Below are 23,718 nucleotides of genomic sequence, written 5' to 3' on the forward strand. Positions count from 1 at the left end.
AGGACGTTGCATGAGCTTGGATTCGAGCGCGACTCTGCAGAAATGGATTGGACAGGCCCGCCAGGTCGAGGACATCGTGACCCCCCGCCTTCTGGCCAGCTTCGAGGCCTCGCTCGGCCCTCACGTGGTGCGTCGCGACGAGGCCCCGCCCGGCCTGCACTGGTGCCTGACGCCTGATATTGCCGACGCAAGCGAACTGGGTCCGGACGGACATCAAGCCAAGGGCGGCTTTCTGCCGCCGGTGCCGCTCCCGCGGCGCATGTGGGCAGGCAGCGACATGCGTTTTCTGGCGCCGATCCGTGGCGGCGACACGATCCGCCGCCGCTCGACGCTAAGCGCGGTTGAGGAAAAGCAGGGCCGCACCGGACGGCTCACCTTCGTCACCGTCCGCCACGAGATTTCCAATGCCGCCGGCCCAGTGGTCGAGGAGGACCAGATCATCGTCTACTGCGCGGCCGAAGCTGGAACCGCGCCTCCAGCGAAGCCGGCCACACCCAGGCTGAGCGCATCGCACGAGCGGATCGTCGACGTCGATCCGGTGCTGCTCTTCCGCTACTCGGCGCTGACGTTCAACGGGCATCGCATCCACTACGATGTGCCCTACGCCACGGGCGTCGAGCACTATCCCGGGCTCGTCATCCACGGTCCGCTCCAGGCGACGCTGCTCATGAACTTCGCCGCCGTCATAGCCGGCCAAGCGCCACGCAGTTTCTCCTTTCGCGGGGTGCGTCCGGCGATCGGCCCGCAGACCTTGCTTCTGAGCGGAACGGCCCGCGGAAAGGGCAACATGGACATGGAAGTGCGGGCATCGGACGGACATGTGACGGTGAAGGCCACAGCGCAATGGTGAACTTCGTGACGCCCGTCGTGCCACTTTTCGTGCCGGGCTCGCGGCCGGACAGGTTTGCAAAGGCCGACGACAGCGGCGCGGACGCGGTTATTCTCGATCTTGAGGATGCCGTGGCGCCCACCGACAAAGCCCGGGCACGGGAAGCAGTCGTCGCTCACGCCGGCGCACTGAAATCTCCCGTCATCGTGCGCATCAACGCCGTCGGCACGCCCTGGCACGCCACCGATATCGAGGCCCTGCGAGACCTCGCGGGCATCTCCGTCATGCTGCCCAAGGCCGAGCACCCTGAAGACATCGCCAATATGACCCTGCGCATCGGACGCTTTGTCAATGTCATCGCTCTGGTAGAGAGCGTCTCCGGACTAGCGAGTCTGACGGGTATCTTGACCTCGCCCGGTGTCACGGCGATCGCCTTCGGTTCGCTCGACTTCGCACTCGATCTTGGTTGTGCGCACGACCGGTTGAGCCTGCTAGCGGCGCGTAGCGAAATCGTGTGGCGCTCGCGTGCAGCAAACCGCTCCGCCCCGATCGATGGCATAGCGGCCGATCTCGGCAGTCCCGAAGTCGCGGAAGACGACGCGCGCCACGCAATGAAGATGGGGTTCGGCGGCAAGATGGCGATCCACCCGAAGCAGATCGACCCGATCGGCCGCGCCTTTCGTCCGAGCGAGAAGGAGGTCAGCTGGGCTCAAGGCATCATCGAGGCGGCCTCTTCCGGCGGGGCCCTCCAGGTGAACGGCGAAATGGTCGATCGGCCGGTGATCGAGCGGGCAAGGCGGATACTTCGCCTCACTGCCCCGATTTAAGGAGGGCACGCCGATGTCCCTGGAGAAGGAAGATTGGCCGACCGCCAGACTTTGCACCTTCGTCGCCGAGCTCGACTTCGAGCGAATTCCCCCGCGCGTCGTTCAGTTCGCCGAGGGACTGATGATCGACTGGCTGGGCTCTGCCCTCGCCGGCAAAGGCGCCCCTCAGGTCGAGATCATCGAAAGCTTCGCTCGCGCGATGGGGCCGCCCGATGGCCCGAGCACCGTCGTCCCGACGAGGCGGCGAACCAGCCCCTATTTCGCGGCGATGGTGAACGCCGCTGCTTCGCATGTCGTGGAGCAGGATGACGTTCACAATGGCTCGGTCTTCCATCCAGCGGCCGTGGTTTTTCCAGCCCTCCTGGCTGTCGCCGAGGCGGAAAAGAAAAACGGGCGCGAGATCCTCACTGCCTGCATCGCCGGCTATGAGGTGGGGATCCGCGTCGGCGAGTTCCTTGGCCGCTCGCATTACGAGATTTTCCACACGACCGGCACGGCGGGAGCGGTGGCGGCGGCCGCAGCCGTCGGCAAGCTGCTCGGGCTGGACGCAGCCCACCTCAACCACGCGCTCGGCTCAGCCGGCACCCAGGCCGCCGGCCTTTGGGAATTCCTGCGCGACGCTGCCGATTCCAAGCAGCTCCATACCGCGCGAGCCGCCACCAATGGCCTGACCGCAGCCTATCTAGCGCGCGATGGTTTCAAGGGCGCCTCGCAGATTCTCGAGGGCAAGAAGGGGATGGCGGCCGGCATGTCCAGCGATGCCGATCCGGCCCGGCTGACTGACGGTCTCGGCAGCCGCTGGGCGACGGAAGAAACGTCCTTCAAATGGCATGCTTCCTGCCGGCACACTCATCCCGCCGCCGATGCCCTTCAGCATCTGATGCGCCGTGAAGGGCTTGGCGCCGGCGATATCGTCGAGGTGGTGACCCATGTCCACCAGGGCGCCATTGATGTTCTGGGCGCAGTGGACATTCCCCAAACGGTCCACCAGGCGAAGTTTTCCATGGGCACGGTGCTGGGCCTGATCGCAGTGCTGGGCGTCGCCGACCTCGACGCCTTCGAACGCCATGCGCTTGGCGACCACGACGTTGCGGCTTTCCGCTCGAAGGTGCGCATGGAATTCGACCAAGAGGTCGACACGCTCTATCCAAAGCAATGGGTGGGGAAAGTAAGCATCACGACCGTTGACGGACGTGAGCTCTTCTCACGCGTCGACGAACCCAAGGGTGATCCGGGCAACACGCTCGCCAGGCAGGAACTGGAGGCCAAGGCAATACGGCTTGCCGAATTCCGAGGCGGCGCCACCGCCGACGAGATGCGTACCTATATAGCCCGAATCTGGGACCTCGATCGCCTGACAGGACTGCGCATATCCTGAACTCAACCACTGCCGATAGGCGATGTCACTCCATAGACGCCATCGACCGGCCTTGCACCAGCACTGGTCAGCAGGAGAACGCAAATGAAGGGATACTGGCTAATCATCGGAACCGAGGTGTCGGATCAAGAAGCGCAAAGTGAGTACGGCAGATTGTGGAAGCCCATCAGCGAGAAGTATCAAGCGCGCCTCAATCCTCTGAAAACTCCACCCCAGCTGAAGGAGGCGCGCGATGCAAACCGGGTCACAGTCGTCGAGTTCCCGTCGTTCGAGCTCGCCAAGGCTTGCCACAGCGACCCTGCCTACGAAGAAGCCAGGCGGTTTGCTCTTCAAGCTTCGAAGCGCGAACTCCTCCTTGTAGAAGGTGAACTCGTCTAGGCCTCATCGTCAACCGAGCACACTGTCTCGTGCTCATTGGAGGTGAATGATGGTCCCGTTCCGGAACGCGTAATCTCCGATCGAGGCCGCCCACCTCAACCACGCGCTAGACTAGGGTCGGCCGGCACTCAGCCCGCCGGCCTGTGAGATTTCTTGCTCGACACCGCCGAAACACCGATTTGTTCACTCCTATCGGCGACAGAAAAGTACCCATGCCGACACCGATTGGGCGGACGGCGGCAACGAAACCGGTGCCGATGCCGCGGACTTCGGTGGGGAACCTCCCCGGGGTAGATACTCGTCAACGTCCATTCATCGCTGGGCGACCCGCACTAGCCGATGAGACCGCCCAGCGTCTTGCTTTTGGTCCCGCTGGATCCACGGGCAAGCAACAACGCGGCGACGGCGATGCCGACAACGCTCACCATCAAGGTCATGACCGCAAGTGCTGCGACGTCTCCCTTGAGGCCGGCCTTCATCGACGACAGGATATAGATCGGAAAGGTCGACGTGCCTGGCCGCTGAACGAACAACGAGATGATCACGTCGTCGAAAGAAAACGTGAAGGATAACAGCAGGCCGGCGAGCACCGCCGGAAACATCATCGGCAGCGTCACGTCGATGAAAGCGCGCCATGGTCTTGCACCGAGGTCGCCAGCGGCCTGCTCCAGCGTTTCGCCTACCCCTTCTGCGCGCGCCTTCACCACCAGCGCCACCACCGCCATGTTGAACAAGGAATGTCCCACGGCAAGCCGGGCCAGCCCATTAAAAAGGCCGATGCGATCGAGCCAGATCATCTGCCCGATGGCGGAGACCAATTCCGGAATGCACAGAATAACGAAGATCAGTGCCAGATAAGGGCTCGTCCAAACACCCTTGCGGCGTGCCAATGCAATGCCGGCCAACACGCCAAGGGCGACGGCAATAAGGGAATTGAGGATAGCGATACGCAGCGACACCCACAGCGCGCCGACGGCGCGCGGATTGCCGATCGCTTCCGCGTACCAGTGCGCCGACCATTCTGTCCAGACGTAGAGGTTGCGGCCGCCGTTGAAACTGTAAACGACAATCACGAAGATCGGCAGGAACAGGAACAAGAACACCACCCCCAGCCAGACTTGAAGCAGCAGGCGGCCATAGCTCGGCGCGGGGCGGTTGGCGGGCAGGTTCATAGAGCAGGTCCCTTGAAATAGCGAGTCGTTGCCCGCGCTACCCAGAACACCACGCCCGCCGCCAGTACGATGAGTGACAGGAGCACGATGAGCAGCACTGCCATTGCGGCGCCGAGCGGCAGGTTATGCGACGCAAGGGTCTGGGTAGCTACCAGATTGCCGACCATCAGCCCCTTGGTGCCGCCGAGGATGGTAGGCACGACATAGTCTCCGGCGGCAAGGATGAAGCTGAGCAGCAGGCCGCCGAAGAGTCCGGGTGTGGAAAGCGGAAGCGTCACGGCAAAGAAGGTCCTGACTGGACCCGCGCCGAGATCCATGCTTGCCCTGAGAAGCGAGGGATCGATCTTCTCAAGTGCCACATAGATAGGAAGGATCATCACGGGCAGGTAGTTGTAGACGATACCGAGTTGCACTGCCGCGTTGGTGTCGAGCATCAGCAGCGGCCCGCTGATCAGTCCGCCGCCTTTCAGGATATGAGCAAGGGTCCCATCAGGGGCAAGAATGATTCGCCAGGCAAAGGTCCTGAGCAAGAAGCTCGTCCAGTAGGGCAGGATCAGCAGGAAAACCAGCAGCGAACGCCAGCGCGACGGCACGTGCAGCGCCAGCGCATAGGCTGCGGGAAAGCCAAGCAGAGCGCAAAGGATCGTCCCCATTCCCGCGGTGCGTATTGTGATGCCGAAAACGCGAAAAAAGATCTCGCTCAACGACTCGCCGTAGTTGTCCAGCGACAGTGTGTCGAGCGCCACGGGACCTGCGGCGTTATCGGCCGGCACGGTGCCGAAGCTATAGACTATTATCCACGCCAGCGGGATTACGAAGAAGAAGGTCCACCATGCAAGCGCCGGCCATGCCATGATCCAGCGCGGCACGAGGGACCGCCGTCGGCGCAGCGGCGCAGCGATGGCTGTCATTGAACCCCTCCCATGCCTGGCTTGGCCTGCAGGTCCTCATAGGGGTACATGGTGAAGAACGGCACCTCCCAATGAGCCCAGACCTCTGCCCCCGACGGCAGAAGTTCCGCGCCACGCCGGGGCATGCGCGCCATGAATTCGCGTCCGCCATCGAGCATGAGGATGAATTCGAGTGTGTCGCCAAGCATCACGCTGGCCGCGACCGTTGCCCTCAACCGATTGGCCGAGGCCTTCGGCTCATCCATCGAGAGCATGACGTTTTCTGGCCGCACGGCGCCAAGCACCTGTGCGTTGCTCTGCAAATCGCCGACGACCCGACCAACGGTCAGATTCGCGCCGCCTTCGCTGCGCATCGTGGTCGTAGAGTCGACCCTTGCTCCCACGAGGAAATTCTGAGTGCCGATGAAACTGGCAACGAAAGCCGTTGAGGGCATGTCGTATAGCTCTGTTGGACCACCGAGCTGCTCGATCTTGCCGTGTCGCATCACGGCGATCTGATCGGACATCGCCAGTGCCTCCTCCTGATCGTGGGTCACGAACACGAAAGTCAGTCCGAGTTGGCGTTGCAGCAGTTTGAGCTCGACCTGCATCTGCTGCCGCAACTTGCGATCGAGGGCACCGAGGGGTTCGTCGAGAAGAAGGACGGAAGGGCGTTTGACAATGGCGCGCGCCAGCGCGACCCGTTGCTGCTGACCGCCGGAGAGCTGGGTTGGCCGCCGCTCGGCGTAGGACAACATCTCGACCATATCGAGAGCTTCCCGCACACGCCGCCGCCTCTCTTCCGGCGCGATACCGTCCCGACGCAGCCCGTAGGCCACGTTCTCAGCTACATTCATATGCGGGAACAGGGCATAGTTCTGAAAGACGGTGTTCACATCGCGGGAATAAGGCGGCAGCAGCGTGACGTCCTTGCCACCTATCCGTACGGCTCCGTAGTCCGGCAACTCGAAGCCGCCGATCATGCGAAGGATGGTTGACTTGCCAGCTCCGGAAGAACCGAGCAGGGAAATGAAGGAGCCGTTCTGAATCTTGAGGGAGACGTCGTCTACGGCTCTGAACGTGCCGTAGAGCTTGGTCACTTGGTCGATTTCAATGTCTGCCGACATCCGTTGCGCTCTTTCCACAATAGAAGCGCCGGGCTGCAGCCCGGCGCTATTTTGTATCGCCTTCGACGCTCTATTGAGCTGCTGCTGCCTTGAACTTGGTGAGAATGGCGACGCGCCTGTTGTACGTCTCGTTGCGTTGAGTGCGCTCGCCACGAGCCAAGGCGTCGGCTGGCATAAAGATCAGAGGATCCGCAGCTACCTTGGGATCGATATGCGCCTCGCTGCCGGCAACCGGCGACAGGAAGCCGGTGTAAGCGGTCTCCTTCGCCGCGACGGCCGGGTCGAGCACGAAGTTGATCCAGGAATGGGCCGCTTTCAGGCTCTTGCCGCCGGCCGGCAGGTGATAGCTGTCCAACCACAGCTCGGATTTGGGCTCTGGATACACAAAAACCAGGTTCTCGTTCTTGGAGGCATCGATCGCCTGCTTGGCGTTGCCGTTCCAGCATTGGGCCAGGATGACCGATCCCGATGCCACGTCCTGTACCGGGTACGAGTTGAAGGTCTTGATATGCTTAGCCAACACTTCGACCATGGCCTCGGCGTCCTTCAAAGCGGATTCCTCGGTCGTGTTCCACGAAAGGCCCTTCGACCAGATGATCGGGGCGGCGGCCAGCGGATCATCGAGCAGCGAGGTGCGACCGCTCGCCTCGTTCTGGATGGCCTCCAGGAAGTCGCTCCAGGTCTTCATCGGTCGCGTAATCACCGTCTTGTCGTAGATGAAGCCCTGCGATCCCGCGCTCTTGGGGACGGTGTAGAGGTTGTCCGGATCATAGGGCGGATTGGCGTAACTTGGCAGGATGTTCTTGATATTGGGGATCAACGATTTGTCGAGCTTCTGGATCAAGCCCTTGTCGATCAGAAGCTTGATCATGAAGTCTGTGTTCATACCGACGTCGTAGCCGCTGTTGCCCTGCGACAGCTGCAACTTGGAGAACATCTCCTCGTTGCTGGCATAGTTGTCGTAGACGAATTTGGAGCTGTTCGTCTTCTCCCATTCTTCGATGTTCGCCGGATTGATGTAGTCGGCCCAGCCCATCACGCTGAGCTGAGGTTCGACGCCCTCGGCTCGAGCGGGACCAAAACGCGCCATCGAGGCGAAGGCCACCGAGCTCGACGCCAAGCCAAGGAATTTTCTGCGATTCATGCCGATTAGCGGACGATGCGGTAGGATCATTTATGCTCTCCTATTCTCAAGCCAAAGTGTCGTTTCGGATTGCAGCGCCAGCCGTTTGAAGGACGTTGCGGCCTCCTTCATCACGGAGCTTTGCGCACCCGGCTCCAAGGTGCCGGGGACAATGTCAGCAATGTGTGTTCACCCAGATAGTCGTCCTGGAGCGCCTCTGAACCGAGGAACCGGCTGGCCTTGATCGTCGTCAGTTTCCACCCTCCCCGATCAAGGCACGGCGTGACTTATAGGTTCACGTCCGCGCACTTGGCCTGATGGCATCAGACTACGACGTCCACCAATTTGTATACGCATTTGGAATTTTGGATACATTACCATGCAGAAAGTTTTTTTACAACAGGGAATTTCCCGGCTTCGCTTCGTCGCTCGCAGGGACGCGCCACCGGGACGGCGCTCGGCACCTGACCCGCTCCCAACATCGAAATGTGCGGGAACAATCGCGTTCGTCACAGCCAGCAAGAATGTTATATGTGAAACATCGCCTGGTGCACGTTCCGCCTCCGTTGAAACTTGATCGCCGCCCGGCTATCGATGATCAGCACTGTTGGACTAGAGCGATCAATCGAACGACCCGCACGAGGGGCTCCCGGAAGAATCGAGAGGCAGGAGATGTCACGCAAAGCGGATCGTCATCGACAGATTCTCACGGAGTTGAGCATCCGCCCGGCGATACGTGCCTCAGAGATTGCCGAACGGCTTGACGTCCACGTTCAGACCATTCGGCGCGACCTCGACGAACTGCACGAAGAGGGCAAGATCAACCGGACCTATGGCGGCGCGTTCCCCATTCCGATGGGGTTCGAAGCAAGCCTTGCCGAGCGCGATCTGTTGCTGGTGGAGGAGCGCAACCGCATTGCGCAATATGCAGCCTCGATGATTGAACCGGGCGATGTCGTTATGGTCGACGCGGGCTCCACGACGACACGCTTCGCTCGTCATCTGGCCATGCGAGGCTTGCATGCGCGCATCATTACCAACAACTGGAACCTCGTGACTGCCGTTGGCGCAACATCACAATTGAGCCTTATCCTATGTCCTGGAGTGTACTCCCATGCCCAAGGCGGCGTATCCGGGTCTGAAACCACTGAATTTCTCACGAACTTTCGCGCCGACAAGTTTGTCTTCAGTGGCACCGGCGTGGCCGATGGCGGCGTCTACGAGATTGATCCCGACTTTGCGTGGGTGAAGAAATCCATGATCGCCAACGCCAAGACCCGCCTGCTTCTGTGCGATCATCAGAAGTTGGGTCGCGCGGCGATGACGCGAGTCTGCGGGTTCGATGTCGTGGACCATCTTATAACGGATGATGGTTCCAATGCGGCCCTACCCAAGGAAATGGCGCGCGCAGGGGTTCGTGTGCATATGGTGTGACGATCACGTCTCCCAGACGTGTCGGCTGCCTTGGCATGGCATGCCTGCGACTAGGCCAACGGTTCAGGGCGTGGTCGCAACAAGCCTCGGCCTTGCCCCGGCGCGATCATCGGGCCTGCAAGACAGGACGATTTTTGCCGAGAGGCGAGCCAAAAAAATCTCAGGGCTGCGATTTCAAGATCAGCACAACTGGACGATGACTTGCCCGCGAAGGAAGCGCATGCGGGGTCGAGTGGGCAAAGATCAGGCCTACTCCCGCGAACGCCTTCGTGAGCCCCAGCATCACACGGCCACCCCCACACATGAAATGTACCAGATCAAACAAATCTGGTTGCACATGAAACATCCTGGTGGTATGCGGCCGTCCCATGGAGACGCGGCCGAGGCGCGCCATCCGTGCTTAGCAAGCCATTTGTTCGCTGACGAATGCTCCTTTATCAATTTCGTGACTCGGGCAGCGAACAGCCCATAGTTTGAAATATTAAGGGCCGACAAACTGGCTACGCAAAGTCGTTCGCACATGTGGTTTGTGTGTGATCAGCTCGACTTTCAGTGCACGGAAAGCGTTCCGTTCTTGCTATTGCGCCTGTTGGACTTACTGGAGATTTCACCATGTCCCGCTTTATCTTCATGTTGACGCAGAATGATGTCACCGTGCCTGACGCGCGCGCAGTTTTTGAAGAGATTTCTGACCTTCCAATTCCATTCGTCGGCTTCAAGGATATTGGATTGCCCGTGCACGAGTTGAAGGCTCTCGCGGATAGCATTCGTGCAAACGGCCAGGAGGTCATGCTGGAAGTGGTCAGCCAGACGAAGGACGATGAGCTTCGTTCCATACGCGCGGGCTTGGAGATCGGCGTTGACTACATCCTCGGCGGCACACATACCGAAGAGGCCGTAGAGATACTTGCCGGCAGCGGCCTCAAGTATATGCCGTTTCCCGGCACGATCGTGGGCCATCCCAGCAGGTTGACAGGTGCGCCCGAAGAGATCGTGGCGAGTGCACGCGCGCTCTGCACAAGACAAGGCGTTGCCGGTCTCGATTTGCTGGCCTACCGCTTCGATGGCAATGTGGAGGCCCTGATAGCTAACGTAATTGCCAGTATAGATCTACCGCTGATAGTGGCCGGAAGCATTGCGAGCGTCGAGCGCATCAAAACCGTATCCGGTCTCGGGGCCTGGGGTTTCACAATCGGCGGGGCCGTTTTCGATAGGGCTTTCCTGGGGGAAAGGACGCTGCGCGGACAGCTTCAAACCATTCTGGATGCTGCCGGCAAAGCGGTGGCAGGTGAATCGCATCAATCGGGGTCGCCCAGTCGGGCTCACGGGGATGCCGGATTTCGCTGACGTGACGTCCTCCCACCCGTTTGTGTCAGATCAAGGCCAATGCGTCGGGCCTTCCGGTTCGTACGATGAAAGCGATCGACATTGCGGTTAGCCTTGCCGTCTGATGCCACAAATGCCCTGAGCCGCATGGCCGTGGCACGGCGCCGATATCATCACCCCAGTCGAAGTCCTGGATTTTCGCCCATCGGACGAGGAGTTGTTCGGGCATGTTGAGCGAACAAGACAAGGTCCACGACCTTTTCGTGATCGGCGGCGGCATCAACGGCGCGGCAATTGCATGCGATGCCGCCAGCCGGGCTCTGAGCGTAGCGCTGGCCGAGATGCAAGATTTCGCCCAAGGTACTTCGTCACGTTCTTCCAAGCTAGCGCATGGCGGTCTTCGATATCTTGAGACCTTTGATTTCAGGCTAGTGCGCGAAGCGCTTGTCGAACGGGAAATCCTGATGGCAAAGGCGCCGCACCTGGTGCGCCCGCTTCGCCTGATCCTTCCTCATGTGGCATCGCAGAGACCCCGCTGGATGATCAGCCTTGGCCTATTCTTGTACGACCATCTCGCGCGCCGCCGAGTATTGAAGCGCTCCCAGCCGTTGAATTTGCGCAAGCACATGGTCGGAAAGCCGCTGAAGGATGACTATCGCCACGCGTTCGCCTACTCCGACTGCCGGGCGGATGACGCGCGACTGGTCATAGCGAACCTGCTGAGCGCACAACGACATAGGGCAAAAATCCTGGCACGCCATCGGTTCATGAGTGCCCGGCGTGAGAAAGGGCTTTGGCGCGTCGAAGTCCGCGACCCGGATGGCGACGTGCAAGTCGTGTCCGCAAGAGCTTTGGTCAATGCCGGCGGTCCCTGGGTCATCGATGTCGCGGGTAAAATAGAAGGCATTCAGACCGCGCGGAAGCTGCGCATGGTGCGCGGCAGCCACCTGGTAGTTCCGCGCCAGTGGATCGGTGAGCATGGCTATTTCCTGCAGACGCGCGATCGCCGGCTGATCGAAGCGCTGCCCTACGAAAGCGATTTTACCCTGATTGGCACGACTGATGAGCCCTGGGAAGACGACCCCGCAAAGGTTGCCATTTCCGAGAAGGAAATCGACTACATGCTAGGGGAGGTGAACGCCTTCTTGAAGCGGCCGGTGCAACGCGCAGACATTGTGTGGAGTTTCTCTGGCATAAGGCCGTTGTTCGAAGTGGGCGCAACACGTGACGGGGATCTGTCCACCCTCACGCGCGACTATTCCTTCGAGGTCGACAAACCGGACGGGGAGGCGCCCGCCCTCACGATTTTCGGCGGAAAGCTAACCACGCATCGCCGCCTAGCGGAACATGCGATGCGGGAACTCGCGAAAATCATGCGCTGGCCCAAGACGTGCGCGACCGCGGCTGAGGTCCTCGCTGGAGGAGAGTTTGGGGTCCGGGGTCTCGACGGCTTTAGGGCCGACTTTCGATCGCGCCATGCATGGTTGAATGAAAGGCAGGCAAATCGATACGTGCAAACCTATGGAACGCGTGCCGAAGATCTGCTCGCAGGCTGTACGCGCCTCGCCGATTTGGGGCGTCATTTCGGTCACGATCTCTATGAACGCGAGGTCCGGTTTCTCATGGAGACGGAGTGGGCGGTCGCCGCCGAAGACGTACTCTGGCGCCGTACGAAACTCGGACTACGCCTTTCGCACGACGAAATCCGGCAGTTGGACGTCTTCATGGGGCACTACGGATGAGACCGCGTCAAATCGATGCTTTGTGACGGGGCCAGACCGACAGAAGATTGGATAATGTATACTAAATCTTGCGATCCCCCTTTTTTCACGCTGAAGATCGGGCTATTCCTAGTGAGATGGATGCCCATAGTATCCAAATTCACATGGCGTTCGAGACAGGGATGACGGTTCGGTGATGGGTACGCATTATGATGTGGTGATCGTCGGCGGAGGAGTGGTCGGCAGTTCTATCGCCTATTTTCTGTCGGCAAATCCGGATTTTGACGGCAGCATCGCGGTGATCGAACGGGATCCCTACTACACGGCCTCTTCCTCATCATTGTCGACCAGCGCCATACGTCAACAATTCGGCACGCCGCCGAACATCGCCATGTCGAAGTTCAGCCTCGACTTCCTGCGCGAGGTCGGCACGCGGCTTGCAATCGGCGACGAGCCGGCCGACATCGGACTTCACCAGCCTGGCTATCTTGTGCTGACGACCCCCGAGCGGGCCGAAGCGCAACGCGCCAAGAACCGCGTGCAGCGCGACATGGGTGTCGAAATCGAGCTGATCGACCAGGCCAATCTGGCGCGACGCTTTCCCTGGCTGAATGCGGACGACCTTGCGCTCGGCTCATTCGGCCGTGGATGCGAGGGCTGGTTCGACGGTCCGGGTTTGATGCAAGCGTTTAAACGAAAGGCGCGCGCCCAGAAGGTCGAGTATGTCGCGGCGACCGTGACCGGGCTGGCCATGGCTGTTCGCAACAAGGTCGGCGCAGTGGTGCTGGACAATGGCCAACGCCTCTCAGCCGGCACGGTCATCAATGCAGCCGGACCGTGGAGCGCAGCCATTGCTCGGATGGTAGGAACAGATCTGCCTGTCGTCCCGAGCAAGCGATGCGTCTTCGTCTTCGAAACCCCGGCACGGATCGAGAACTGCCCATTCGTCTTCGATACCAGCGGCTTCTGGTTGCGGCCAGAAGGTCAGCTCTTCCTGTGCGGCGTTCCACCCGTGCGCGAGAATGATCCTGACGATTTCAGCCTGGAAGTGGACTACGACCTTTTCGACGAGGTGATCTGGCCGGCGCTGGCCCATCGCGTGCCCGGTTTCGAACAGTTGCGCATGCTTCGCGCTTGGGCAGGCCTCTATGAGTACAACGCCTTCGACCATAGCGGCATTATAGGACGTCACCCGGAAATACCGAACTTCGTGCTGGCCACCGGCTTCAGCGGTCACGGCATGATGCATGCGGCGGCAACCGGTTCAGGCGTCAGCGACCTCATTGTCTACGGGGAGTACCGCTCTATCGATCTATCGGCCTTCCACTATGAGCGGATCGCCGACAACAAGCCCATTGAGGAACATGTCTACTGAAGCGAGGCGGCCGCTAGGCCGTCAGAGTGACAACAACCTGCGAGCGGTGCTATGCGTCCATTTCTTCAATCAAAATGGCGCCGCCACAAAATAGCGGCGGTCCTTCCCTAGGCTGATTCATGCTCGTACAGAAAAAAACCATTTCGGCCCAGGTAGCAGACGCCATCAGGCAAAAGATCCTGAACGGCGAATACGACGCCAATGCCCAACTGCGGCAGGAGCATCTGGCCACCGAGTTCGGCGTCAGCCGGATACCGGTGCGCGAGGCGCTACACCAGCTTCACTCGGAAGGCTTCGTCACGCTTGTCTCCCACAAGGGGGCTGTCGTCACTTCCATCTCTCTGGACGAAATCCTCGAGCTTTACGAATTGCGCGCCCGCATCGAGACATGGCTGCTTGCCCTCGCCATCCCAAGGATGACACAGGACGATCTCGCGCTTGCCAGGGAACGGGCAAAGCAGCATCAGGAGCAGGGAAAGACCGGCGAGTATTCCAACCAGCTCAACTGGAATTTCCACGCCACGCTCTACGCGCCAGCGGGCCGCAAGGCGACGATTGAATTGGTAGGACGCATCTACCAGCAACTGGAGCGCTATACCCGCATGATGGTCTCGCTCACCGAGATACAGGTGCAGTCCGATCGCGATCACTGGCAGCTGATAGACCTTTGCGAGGCCAAGGATACGCTGCGCGCCGTCAGCCTCCTGGAAATGCACATTATCACTAGTGGCAAGTTCCTGGTCGACAGGCTTCAGGAGTTGCGCGGCGCCTGACAGAGGACGGTCACGTACGGCGAATATGGGAAATGTCTACCACGACGCCGCAATTTGGAGCATCGCCACGCTTGCAAGGAAATGACGTGTCCGATGCGATCGTCCTCCCAAAGCTTGAGGACGGTTGTAGAACGCAAGATAGTCATTTGTCGCGCCGGAAAGCCACAGCGGGGCGTGTTCTCTCCGCCTCACAGCGCGCAAGCTCAATGGTCCGATGACTTCCAGGCCTGCAAGGAGATCTCTGGCGCCTTGCCTCCGCCGTCGACGACCCCCCTGTGTTGCCAGCCATGACTGAATGACGTTAGCTCTTACCGAGCTTTTCGGACCTATTCTTCGCTGCAGCAACGGCTTGATGTACAAGCGCAGGGAGTCCGCTGCCGGGACGCGTGAGAACGTCCAGGGCAGCAGCCGTTGTGCCATTCGGACTTGTGACCTGCCTCCTCAGCGTAGTTGGACTATCCGAACTTTCTATCGCGAGCTTGGATGCCCCGTAGACAGTTTGCTTGGCAAGCTCCAGAGCAAGGTCACCGTCCAGCCCAACGGCTGTTCCGGCCTGAGAGAGCGACTCGATGAAAAGAAACAGATAAGCGGGTCCGGATCCCGACACAGCGGTAACGGCGTCCATCAGGTTCTCGTCGTTTATGAAAACGACTTTTCCGATGGCGGAAAGAAGCTCCTGCGCGACGGAACGATGGTAGTCAGAGGCATTGGAGCCGGAACAGCAGACCATCATTCCCTCGCCTATTGAGGCCGGCATGTTCGGCATGCAGCGGATGACGGCAAGAGAGTTGCCTACCCGTTTTTCCAAAGCAGCGGTGGCGATGCCTGCTGCGACCGAAATAACCAATCCTGAAGGGCTCAAACGGGATGCGTAGAGGGCTGCTATCTCGCTTACCATCGGCGGCTTTGTCGCAATGACAACTACGTCCGCTGCCAGCTTTTCTGGCAGTTGGCTTTCGTCGGCGTAGACGCTGGCGCCAATTGCCGCCGCCCTTTGTCGCAAGGTATCTACAGGTTCGATGACCGAGAAAGTGTGTTGCGGTTTCCCCGAACATTGCGGGATAGCTGGCTCCGCCACCGAATTGGTGAGTTCGTGACCTGCGAGCCACTTGCTGAGCATTGCGAAGCCCATGTTGCCCGCGCCCACGAGGACGATATGTACCATAGCCTCTTCCTCTTCCTTGATCGGCTTGTCCGATAGAATCCACCTAGTCGCCGGTAGATCCAACTGATCGCCGGGACAACACCAGCGAGTTGGCGTTCAAAGATCACAGCCCCGGCGCAGGTGGCCGGCCGCGATTGCTTTGTCTGCAAAAGACTTCTGTCGCCTCTCAGCGTCATGCTCACTGCGCACGTCGTCACATAGAAGGACAGCTTTCTCCTGCCTTTTAATTGATAGCCCAGGTCCGCCAAGACATGCATGCACATCTGCCATATCATATGCAAAGATGCAATATCGTATCCATTGCTCAAACAAGAGCGAACGAAATTGCCCTTTGGTAGACAGGGCGGCGGTCGCTTGAATCGGCCTCGAGCCCGGCCATCAATGAGAAGGCTGATGAGCCTCGGTGATTAGGTCCTCAAGATCTGCCTCGGATAAGGCAGGGTTTAGCTGGCTCAAGAGCTCAAGCCAGAACTGGCATTCCGATGCGTTTCCGCCCCGAAGCGACATCAGGGCGAACCAGGCGATAACGGTGGCAGCCCAGTCGCCCCATATTATCTCTGCCGCTTCAGCTAAGGACGACTCGCTGTAGTGCGGGCCTCCCTTGCTGTCAGTCGAAGTGAGATCTGAATGAGCCTTTGGGCCGGGCAGGATGCCCTCGGCCTCGCTTTCCGATTCACCAGTTTTCCTCTTCAAGCTGTGGCCCTCTGGCTGCTCTCCGGAACGACATGACCATCCTCCCCCATCATAGGGTGTAGGTCACGGGCTGCGTAGCGTCGGGCGCCGCGGTCCGGTGTAAGCATTTCCCTCGACCACCGCTGCCCCGGCACGCTTCGGACCCTAACGGTTGCGCTCGACAGCATCACCCGCCGCTCGGAGAGAGTAACGACGCATCTACGCACGCGAAGCGCGCTTTTTGGCATGCGCACACTGACAGTTCATATTTTCTTGCGAAAGCGTATACAAAATTGTAAGGATAATATACAGTCTCATTAGGATGGGTTCCGATAGGAAAGGCGGGAATGTCGCGGAGGGATGGCGCAGGACCAGGCAATTCGGCTCACGACGTTGCAGTCGTTGGCGCGGGGATTGTCGGATGTGCGGCAGCAAGGGAGCTTGCAAGTGCAGGCTACGACGTTGTTCTGATTGACCGTGGTGATTTCGGCGCTGGCACGTCGTCGCGCTCAAGCCGCAATCTCTATTGCGGGCTATCCTATTTGAAGCCTGACTATCCTCTGTGGCAGATGCCCTTCCGGCTCATGGATGTTGCGAGCCGACTCCGCCTGTGCTGGATCGTGATGCGCTGCCGGGCCGAAATGGTCAGGGAGATGCCTGAACGGCTCGAGAAGCTGCCATACTATTTTCCCTATCGCAGGGACCAGAAGTATCCGGCCTGGCTAATTGACCTTGGCTTCCGGATTTTGACGGCTTTTTCGGATGGGATATCCCTCGCCTATCGCCGAATTCCTGCAGCTGAGGCGAAGAGGAAGAGTGGCCTTGTTGCGCAGCTCGCATCCGGACTTCACTCAGTCGGCTATCTTGAAGAGTATCAATATCGTTGGGCAGAGAGAATCTGCGTCGAAACCGCCCTGGAAGCGGAAAGATACGGCGCTGTGCTGCGTACGTATACGGCAGTAGAGGATATTGCCCGCGACGGCGATGGCTGGACGCTGACCGTGGAGGATAGAACTCCCGAAAAGCGCGGAGCCTTTCAAATTCGAGCAAAGGTCGTCGTCAATGCGGCTGGGCCGTGGATCGATCGCCTCGTGCCCTCGATGCAGGCTCTAGAACGGCACGTGGCGCCTTTGAAGGGCGTAAATCTTCTGGTGAAGCTGCCGGAAGCTTACCGGGGCCAAGGTCTGCAGACTTTCTCCACCAAGGCTGAAGGACTTGGGCTCTACTTCATGCCTTGGGGTGACCACCACTTCATCGGCCCTACCGAAACGATGGTCACCGACGATCCCGATACCGTAAGAGTGACGCCGGAAGAGATCGACTATTTGCTGCGCGAGGCCAATGCGATCTTTCCAGATCTTAAGCTGACGCCCAATGACGTGATCCATGGATGGTGTGGGGTCCGTCCGTGGTCGACCGACGCGAATGGAAAGCCGTTCGCTCCGGTTCGCGTGAGGGAACGGAAAGAGATGCCCGGTGTCTTTTCCGTCACCGGCGCGACAATCATGGTGAACCGCCATGCGGCCCGCCTTGTTCGGAAGGCGATTGCCCGTCGGATCAGACCCAGCCGCCCCTCGCTTCCCTATGGATCCATGCGCCGGCGAGGAAGGCGCTTTGAAAGTCTCGAAATCAGCGAAGACCTGGTTTCAGAGATCGTTCAGACAGAGCACGTCGTCAGCCTGGGTGATCTAGTCCGGCGGCGGCTCCCTCACGGGTGGGAACCCGATCTGGGCTGGTCTGTCCTCGAAACGCTGTCCCGGTACGCGGCCCGAGCACTGGCATGGACCGAGGAACGGCGCATGGCTGAGTGCCAGACCTATCGGGACGAGTGCGTGGAACTCTTCATGCCGGTTGTCAACAAACGACCAGAAAGGAATGAGCTCAATGGCTTATCTAGAATAGCTCGATGATTACTTTCGACGCCTTAGCAAGAAGCTACGTTCAAGAGGAGAACAAAAATGGGAGATAATTCGAACATGAACCAGATCGATCGGTTAGCCGAGGAAGCCCGCAAGGGTCGCATGACGCGTCGCGATTTCATGCACTTCAGCATTGCCGCGGGTCTCGCTGCCACCACGGCGTCCGGTCTCTGGACTCAGGCGGCGGCGGCACAAGCAAAAAAGGGCGGCATATTCAAGTATGCCACCCACGATTCGAACACGGGCGACTCGCACGATCCTGCAACGTGGAATTCACGTCAGACAATCTTCCTTGGCCCGACGTATCGCAGCTACCTTACCCAGGTGAATGCCGACGGCACTCTCGGCCCCGACCTCGCCGTTTCCTGGGAGGCCAACAAGGATGCCACGGAGTGGACCTTCAAGCTGCATCCTAAGGCTTCATTTCATAGCGGAAAGCCGGTTATCGCGGACGACGTCATTGCGTCGATCAACCATCACATCGGCGAGAAATCCACCTCGGGTGCCAAGGCAGTCTTGTCCCCCATAAAAGAGGTCACCAAGGACGGTGACCACACTGTCGTCTTCAAACTGACCAGCGGCAGCGCCGATATGCCGTGGGTCATGACGGACTATCATATTGCGATTTGTCCAGCCAACTCGGACGGCTCCCTCAACTGGCAATCGGGCGACGGATCAGGTCCCTACAAGCTGAAGGAAAACGAATGGGGCGTGCGCCAGAGCCTGGTACGTCACGAGGGATGGCATGGGACGGGCGCCTACTTCGACGGAGTTGAGCAAATTTCGATCAACGATCCGAACGCACGACAGACAGCTATTGTCACAGGCGACGTCGACGCCGTGTCCGTGATCGAAGCCAAAGCCATGGGCATGCTCAAGCGCGACCAGAACATTATCATTGAAAACGTGCCTTCGGGTCAGACGGTAACCTATCCGATGCATTGCGATACCGAGCCATTCAAAAACCGTGACGTTCGCAATGCGCTTAAACTATCCATCAATCGCAAAGAGCTGGTCGAAAAGATCGCCTTCGGCACCGCGACCATTGGCAACGACTTCCATATCTCACCGGTCCAGCCCTATTGGCCGAGCGATATCCCCCAACGCGAATATGATCCGGACCAGGCAAAATCCCTGCTCAAAAAGGCAGGCGCCGAGGGGCTGACGGTAAGCCTCAGCACATGCGACTCGATCGGCACGGGTGCCGTCGATGCCGCAGTGCTGTTCGCCGAGAATGCTAAGCGTGCGGGGATCAACATCAAGGTCGTGCGGGAACCGAACGACGGATACTACGCCAATGTCTGGCTGAAGAAGCCGTTCGTCATGTGCAACTGGGGCGCGCGCCCCACACCTGACATGATGTTCACCACGGCCTACGCGGCAGGCGCGCCGTGGAATGAAAGCCGGTGGCAGAATGAGCGCTTCAATACTCTGCTCGCACAGGCCAAAGCGGAGCTGAACGAAAAGTTGCGCGCGGAGCAGTATCATGAAATGGCGATGATAGCACGCGACGACGGCGGCACGATCCTGCCGATGTTCTACAACTTCGTCTATGCACGTCGAAGCAATCTCCAGCGCGGAGACAAGATCGGTGCAAGTTGGGAGCTGGACGGCGGTCGCGCTTCGAGCCGCTGGTGGATGGCATAACTGAAAACGGTCGTTCGCGGGACGGCGCGGCAGACGCGCCGTCCCTTGAAGCGCAGTCTGCCTGAACGCCTGGAGCCGCCAGCGCACGATTAGCCTGCTGGAGACGATGCAATTCGTCGTCTGATGAAGTCAGCGCAAGGGGATTGCGATGAACGATCTAACGCAGCTCATTTTGAAACGACTAGTCTTCGGCGCTCTGACGTTGCTTTTCGTTTCCCTTCTCATTTTCTTTGCGGTCGAGTTGCTGCCGGGCGATATTGCGCAAGCCATTTTGGGTCAGACTGCTACGCCCGAGACGTTGGCAGCATTGCGTGAGCAACTTGGTTTGAACACGCCTGCTCTGGTGCGATATTTCATGTGGCTGGGGGGCGCCCTGCACGGTGATTTCGGCACCTCGCTTGCGTCGGGAACGCCGGTGAGCGAGGCGATCGGGCCAAGGCTGATAAACACATTGTCCCTGGCGGCCTATGCCGCGGTCATCGCAGTGCCGGTGGCAATCTCGCTTGGGATCGTCGTTGCGCTGTTGCGCAATACGATGTTTGACCGAATTGCCAACATCTTGACGCTGACGTCCATTTCGTCACCGGAGTTCTTCCTTGGCTACATCCTCATTTTCTTCCTTTCGATAAAGATCCGCGCCTTTCCGGCGCTTTCCAACCTCACTCCAGGCATGTCCTTTGGGGAGTACCTGGACCGCGGCTTCCTGCCGGCGCTTACCCTGGTTCTGGTCGTTATCGCTCACATGATGCGTATGACCAGGGCGGCGATCATAAACCTGCTCGCCTTGCCCTACATCGAAATGGCAAAGATCAAGGGGATGCCAGCCTGGAAGGTCATAGTACATCATGCCCTTCCGAACGCCTGGGCACCGATCATCAGTGTGGTGGCTCTTAACCTGGCCTATCTCATTACCGGCGTGGTGCTTGTGGAGGTGGTCTTTGTATACCCCGGCATCGGGCAACTGCTGGTCGACGCTGTCGCGAAGCGCGACTTCCCAGTCGTCCAGGCGTGCTGTTTGATATTCGCCGCCACCTTTATCGGTCTGAATCTGGCAGCCGATGTCGGAGCCATCCTCACGAACCCGCGGCTGCGGTTCCAAAAGTAGTGGTGATGGGGATGGTATTGTCTATCGGATATCTACTTGCCTTGGCAGCAGTCTGCACCTGGGCGGCCCTCGCGAGGCGGTGGCGGGATCTCTCGTTGTTTGGTTTCGTCGCAACGGCTTCGCTGCTTGTTTGGGCTGTCTTCGGGCCCACCCCGTTTTACGTTATTGCCGTCTGCGCAGCGATCTTGCTGGCCTTGGCGTTGGTGTCTTATCTCTTTCGCTGGCTTCTTGTTCTGGTGCTGCCTTGGCAATTGTCGCAAACCTTCGCGAAGGCCCCCCTCACCGCGATTTTCGGGATCATCATCATCCTTATTTTCGCTGCGTCCGCCATTTTTGCTCCATTCCTTGCTCCGTTCGGTGAGGCTGATATCGTTTCCGCGTCATTTGCCCCACCTGACGCGCAAATGCTGCTTGGCGCCGATCAGTTGGGGCGTGACGTTCTCAGCCGCATCATCTTCGGTGCTCGAAACAGTGTTGGATTGGCCCTCATCGCAACGATCCTGGCCTTTAGCGTTGGTTCCCTCACCGGACTGCTGGCTGCCACATACGGTGGATGGCTCGACCAAATATTGAGCCGGATCGCGGACACCATAATGTCGGTTCCTTCGCTTATTTTTTCGCTGCTGATGCTTTCCATATTCGGCACCGATTTGTCGGTGATCGTCATAGTGGTCGCTGTCATTTATTCACCGCGTGTCTACCGGCTTACACGCGCGGTGGCGGGTAACGTTGTGGTCATGGACTATATCGAAGCCGCAAAGCTGCGAGGTGAAGGCACTTGGTATTTGATCAGGCGAGAGATTCTGCCGAACGCCCTGGCCCCCCTGATCGCCGAATTCGGCCTCGAATTTTGCTTTGTGTTCCTTTTGATCGCTGGACTATCGTTCCTGGGATTGGGGGTGCAGCCACCCACTGCTGATTGGGGCTCAATGGTGAGAGAGAACGCCACCTTGATTTCCTTCGGCGATTACACCCCGTTGATCCCGGCCGGCGCGATCGCGCTCCTCACGGTTGCAGTGAATTTCGTCATCGACTGGATTCTCCACCGATCCTCCGGATTGAAGGACTGACCGATGGCCGATCGAACCCAAGTGCTGTTGGAAATCCGCGGTCTTAAGATCGAAGGACGCGTGGACGATCAGTGGTCCGAAATCGTCCATGGCGTTGACCTTACCCTCCACCGTGGCGAGGTCCTCGGGTTAATTGGCGAATCGGGCGCCGGGAAATCGACAATCGGCTTGGCCGCGATGGGATATGCGCGAGACGGCTGTCGTATATCGGGCGGCTCCATAAGGTTTGCAGGTGAGGAACTGAGGAATGCGTCGGAGGCAAAACTTCGTCACTTGCGCGGCAAACGCATTGCCTATGTGGCCCAGTCGGCAGCCGCATCCTTCAATCCAGCACATAAAATCATTGAACAGCATATCGAGACGGCGGTGCATTATGGCATCCAAAAGCGTGCTGCAGCCATGGAAGACGCCATGGAGTTGTATGAGCGTCTCCGGCTACCCAATCCGCGTGAGATCGGCTTCCGATATCCACATCAGGTCTCAGGTGGGCAACTGCAACGAGCGATGACGGCGATGGCCATGGCTTGCCGTCCCGACTTGATCATTTTCGACGAACCCACGACCGCCCTCGACGTGACCACTCAGGTCGAGGTCCTGGCGGCCATCCGAAACATCGTCAAGAACTTCCATACGGCCGCGATATACATCACGCATGACCTCGCGATTGTGAGCCAGATGGCCGATACAGTGAAGGTGCTTCTTAAGGGTAACGAAGTCGAGGAAGCATCAACGAAAGATATGCTGGAAGCTCCTAAGGCGGATTACACAAGGGCATTGTGGGCGGTACGAAGCTTTGAATGCCCGCAAAAGAAGCGCCCCGATAACGTCCACCCGCTTATATCGGTCCAAGGCGTTTCCGCAGCCTATGGCTCAAAAAACGTCCTTGAAGATGTTTCATTCGATATCTTTCCCGGGATGACGGTGGCGGTCGTGGGCGAGTCCGGGTCCGGGAAGTCCACGGCGGGTCGATGCATCACGGGTCTTTTGCAGCCCACGGCCGGCTCCATTCGCTACAATGGCAAAATTCTTCCTCCGTCGTACAAGATGCGAGGACGTGACGATTTGCGGCGAATCCAGATGATCTACCAGATGGCCGACACTGCTCTTAATCCAAAGCTGCCAGTGAGTGAACTCATCGGTCGGCCGGCCGAGTTCTGCGTCGGGTTGTCGGGGCGCGCCTTGAGGACTCGCGTCGAGGAACTGCTTAATCTGATAGAGTTGGATCCTTCGAAATATTACAACCGAATGCTATCGGAGCTCTCAGGAGGCCAAAAGCAGCGTGTCGGCATCGCGCGCGCGTTGGCTGCCGAGCCCACGTTCATAATCTGTGACGAAGTCGCAAGTGCGCTGGACCAACTTGTGGCAGAAGGGATTCTACGGCTTCTCGATCGCCTGCAGCGGGAATTGGGCCTTGCATACATGTTCATCACGCATGACCTGGCGACGGTTAAAAGCATCGCTGACGAAGTCGTTGTCATGCAGTCGGGGCGCGTCACCGAGAAAGGCCCCAAGGATGAAATATTCAAGCCGCCACATCACCCTTATACCGAGCTTCTGCTTTCATCTGTTCCTCAGATGGAGCTCGATTGGCTCACCAACCTCCTCGCAAAAGCGAGGGCTGGTTAGCTGTCGCTGAAGCTGCTCGGCATTGGCGACTTCGGAGGGAAAAGATCCTAAAGCGCGTCGCGCTGAAACGGATTCAGTCGACGCGCTTTAAGTCTTTGTTTTGATTCATGGTAAGCGCTGTCGCGGCGGCACCTTTCGCTTGTGGATGTAAGGGACGATGT

20 protein-coding genes are annotated in these 23,718 nt (G+C 59.0%); 14 read left to right on the forward strand and 6 right to left on the reverse strand.

Annotated features, from left to right (window positions below; genetic code table 11):
- The first annotated feature begins 10 nt into the window (after nucleotides 1-10).
- The 4 genes from AU465_RS35185 (at nucleotide 11) to AU465_RS35200 (ending at nucleotide 3,412) form a co-directional block, all read left to right on the forward strand.
- Entirely contained in the window at nucleotides 11-850 is an 840-nt protein-coding gene (locus tag AU465_RS35185; RefSeq protein ID WP_192257960.1) for an HTD2 family dehydratase, read from the forward strand.
- Entirely contained in the window at nucleotides 844-1,656 is an 813-nt protein-coding gene (locus tag AU465_RS35190) for an HpcH/HpaI aldolase/citrate lyase family protein (RefSeq protein WP_192257962.1), read from the forward strand. Before AU465_RS35185 ends, AU465_RS35190 begins: the two co-directional genes overlap by 7 nt.
- Before the next feature lie 13 nt (nucleotides 1,657-1,669).
- Nucleotides 1,670-3,034 carry an MmgE/PrpD family protein gene (locus tag AU465_RS35195; protein WP_192257964.1) on the forward strand — a complete coding sequence of 455 codons (1,365 nt, stop codon included), beginning with the start codon at nucleotides 1,670-1,672 and terminating at the stop codon, nucleotides 3,032-3,034.
- A gap of 84 nt (nucleotides 3,035-3,118) precedes the next feature.
- The gene (locus AU465_RS35200) at nucleotides 3,119-3,412 is read left to right on the forward strand and encodes a DUF1330 domain-containing protein (RefSeq protein ID WP_192257966.1); all 294 of its coding nucleotides are present in this window, start codon (nucleotides 3,119-3,121) and stop codon (nucleotides 3,410-3,412) included.
- A gap of 332 nt (nucleotides 3,413-3,744) precedes the next feature.
- Here AU465_RS35200 and AU465_RS35205 read toward each other — a convergent pair whose 3' ends face one another.
- From AU465_RS35205 to AU465_RS35220, 4 genes are all read right to left on the reverse strand, one after another.
- Nucleotides 3,745-4,584, reverse strand: coding sequence for an ABC transporter permease (locus tag AU465_RS35205; protein WP_192257968.1), 840 nt, complete (start codon nucleotides 4,582-4,584; stop codon nucleotides 3,745-3,747).
- Nucleotides 4,581-5,495 (reverse strand): ABC transporter permease, encoded by a 915-nt coding sequence (locus AU465_RS35210; protein WP_192257970.1) that lies wholly within the window; start codon nucleotides 5,493-5,495, stop codon nucleotides 4,581-4,583. Before AU465_RS35210 ends, AU465_RS35205 begins: the two co-directional genes overlap by 4 nt.
- Nucleotides 5,492-6,601: an ABC transporter ATP-binding protein gene (locus AU465_RS35215; RefSeq protein ID WP_192257972.1), complete on the reverse strand. Its 1,110-nt coding sequence runs from the start codon at nucleotides 6,599-6,601 to the stop codon at nucleotides 5,492-5,494. The genes AU465_RS35210 and AU465_RS35215 overlap by 4 nt, the downstream gene beginning before the upstream one ends.
- 70 nt (nucleotides 6,602-6,671) lie before the next feature.
- Entirely contained in the window at nucleotides 6,672-7,775 is a 1,104-nt protein-coding gene (locus AU465_RS35220) for an ABC transporter substrate-binding protein (protein WP_192257974.1), read from the reverse strand.
- Between the two features lie 621 nt (nucleotides 7,776-8,396).
- Here AU465_RS35220 and AU465_RS35225 point away from each other — a divergent pair.
- From AU465_RS35225 to AU465_RS35245, 5 genes are all read left to right on the forward strand, one after another.
- Complete coding sequence (locus AU465_RS35225) at nucleotides 8,397-9,158, forward strand: DeoR/GlpR family DNA-binding transcription regulator (RefSeq protein ID WP_192257976.1); 762 nt, start codon at nucleotides 8,397-8,399, stop codon at nucleotides 9,156-9,158.
- Nucleotides 9,159-9,770: 612 nt separating this feature from the next.
- The gene (locus tag AU465_RS35230) at nucleotides 9,771-10,505 is read left to right on the forward strand and encodes a beta/alpha barrel domain-containing protein (protein WP_192257978.1); all 735 of its coding nucleotides are present in this window, start codon (nucleotides 9,771-9,773) and stop codon (nucleotides 10,503-10,505) included.
- Between the two features lie 206 nt (nucleotides 10,506-10,711).
- Complete coding sequence (gene glpD, locus AU465_RS35235; RefSeq protein ID WP_192257981.1) at nucleotides 10,712-12,226, forward strand: glycerol-3-phosphate dehydrogenase; 1,515 nt, start codon at nucleotides 10,712-10,714, stop codon at nucleotides 12,224-12,226.
- 175 nt (nucleotides 12,227-12,401) lie between these two features.
- Nucleotides 12,402-13,580 (forward strand): NAD(P)/FAD-dependent oxidoreductase, encoded by a 1,179-nt coding sequence (locus tag AU465_RS35240; protein ID WP_192257983.1) that lies wholly within the window; start codon nucleotides 12,402-12,404, stop codon nucleotides 13,578-13,580.
- A 119-nt stretch (nucleotides 13,581-13,699) separates the two neighbouring features.
- Nucleotides 13,700-14,353, forward strand: coding sequence for a GntR family transcriptional regulator (locus AU465_RS35245; protein ID WP_192257985.1), 654 nt, complete (start codon nucleotides 13,700-13,702; stop codon nucleotides 14,351-14,353).
- 301 nt (nucleotides 14,354-14,654) lie between these two features.
- On the opposite strand, the gene proC is transcribed toward AU465_RS35245, so the two are convergent.
- On the reverse strand, nucleotides 14,655-15,518 hold the full coding sequence (gene proC / locus AU465_RS35250) for a pyrroline-5-carboxylate reductase (RefSeq protein WP_192257987.1): 864 nt from the start codon (nucleotides 15,516-15,518) through the stop codon (nucleotides 14,655-14,657).
- Between the two features lie 378 nt (nucleotides 15,519-15,896).
- Nucleotides 15,897-16,211, reverse strand: a complete 315-nt coding sequence (locus AU465_RS38205; protein ID WP_512699448.1) for a Y4oE-related protein — start codon at nucleotides 16,209-16,211, stop codon at nucleotides 15,897-15,899.
- A gap of 326 nt (nucleotides 16,212-16,537) precedes the next feature.
- Between AU465_RS38205 and AU465_RS35255 the strand changes: the two genes are divergently transcribed.
- The 5 genes from AU465_RS35255 to AU465_RS35275 all read left to right on the forward strand — a co-directional run bounded on the left by AU465_RS35255 (nucleotide 16,538) and on the right by AU465_RS35275 (nucleotide 23,557).
- Nucleotides 16,538-18,100, forward strand: a complete 1,563-nt coding sequence (locus AU465_RS35255; RefSeq protein ID WP_192257989.1) for an FAD-dependent oxidoreductase — start codon at nucleotides 16,538-16,540, stop codon at nucleotides 18,098-18,100.
- 66 nt (nucleotides 18,101-18,166) lie between these two features.
- Nucleotides 18,167-19,756 carry an ABC transporter substrate-binding protein gene (locus tag AU465_RS35260; protein ID WP_210325403.1) on the forward strand — a complete coding sequence of 530 codons (1,590 nt, stop codon included), beginning with the start codon at nucleotides 18,167-18,169 and terminating at the stop codon, nucleotides 19,754-19,756.
- Nucleotides 19,757-19,904: 148 nt separating this feature from the next.
- Nucleotides 19,905-20,861: an ABC transporter permease gene (locus AU465_RS35265; protein ID WP_192257991.1), complete on the forward strand. Its 957-nt coding sequence runs from the start codon at nucleotides 19,905-19,907 to the stop codon at nucleotides 20,859-20,861.
- A 95-nt stretch (nucleotides 20,862-20,956) separates the two neighbouring features.
- Nucleotides 20,957-21,931, forward strand: coding sequence for an ABC transporter permease (locus AU465_RS35270; protein WP_312891362.1), 975 nt, complete (start codon nucleotides 20,957-20,959; stop codon nucleotides 21,929-21,931).
- A gap of 3 nt (nucleotides 21,932-21,934) precedes the next feature.
- Complete coding sequence (locus AU465_RS35275) at nucleotides 21,935-23,557, forward strand: ABC transporter ATP-binding protein (protein ID WP_192257995.1); 1,623 nt, start codon at nucleotides 21,935-21,937, stop codon at nucleotides 23,555-23,557.
- Nucleotides 23,558-23,718: the final 161 nt, after the last annotated feature.

Origin of the sequence: Mesorhizobium silamurunense (genome assembly GCF_014843905.1) — a bacterium.
GTDB classification, from domain to species: domain Bacteria; phylum Pseudomonadota; class Alphaproteobacteria; order Rhizobiales; family Rhizobiaceae; genus Mesorhizobium; species Mesorhizobium silamurunense.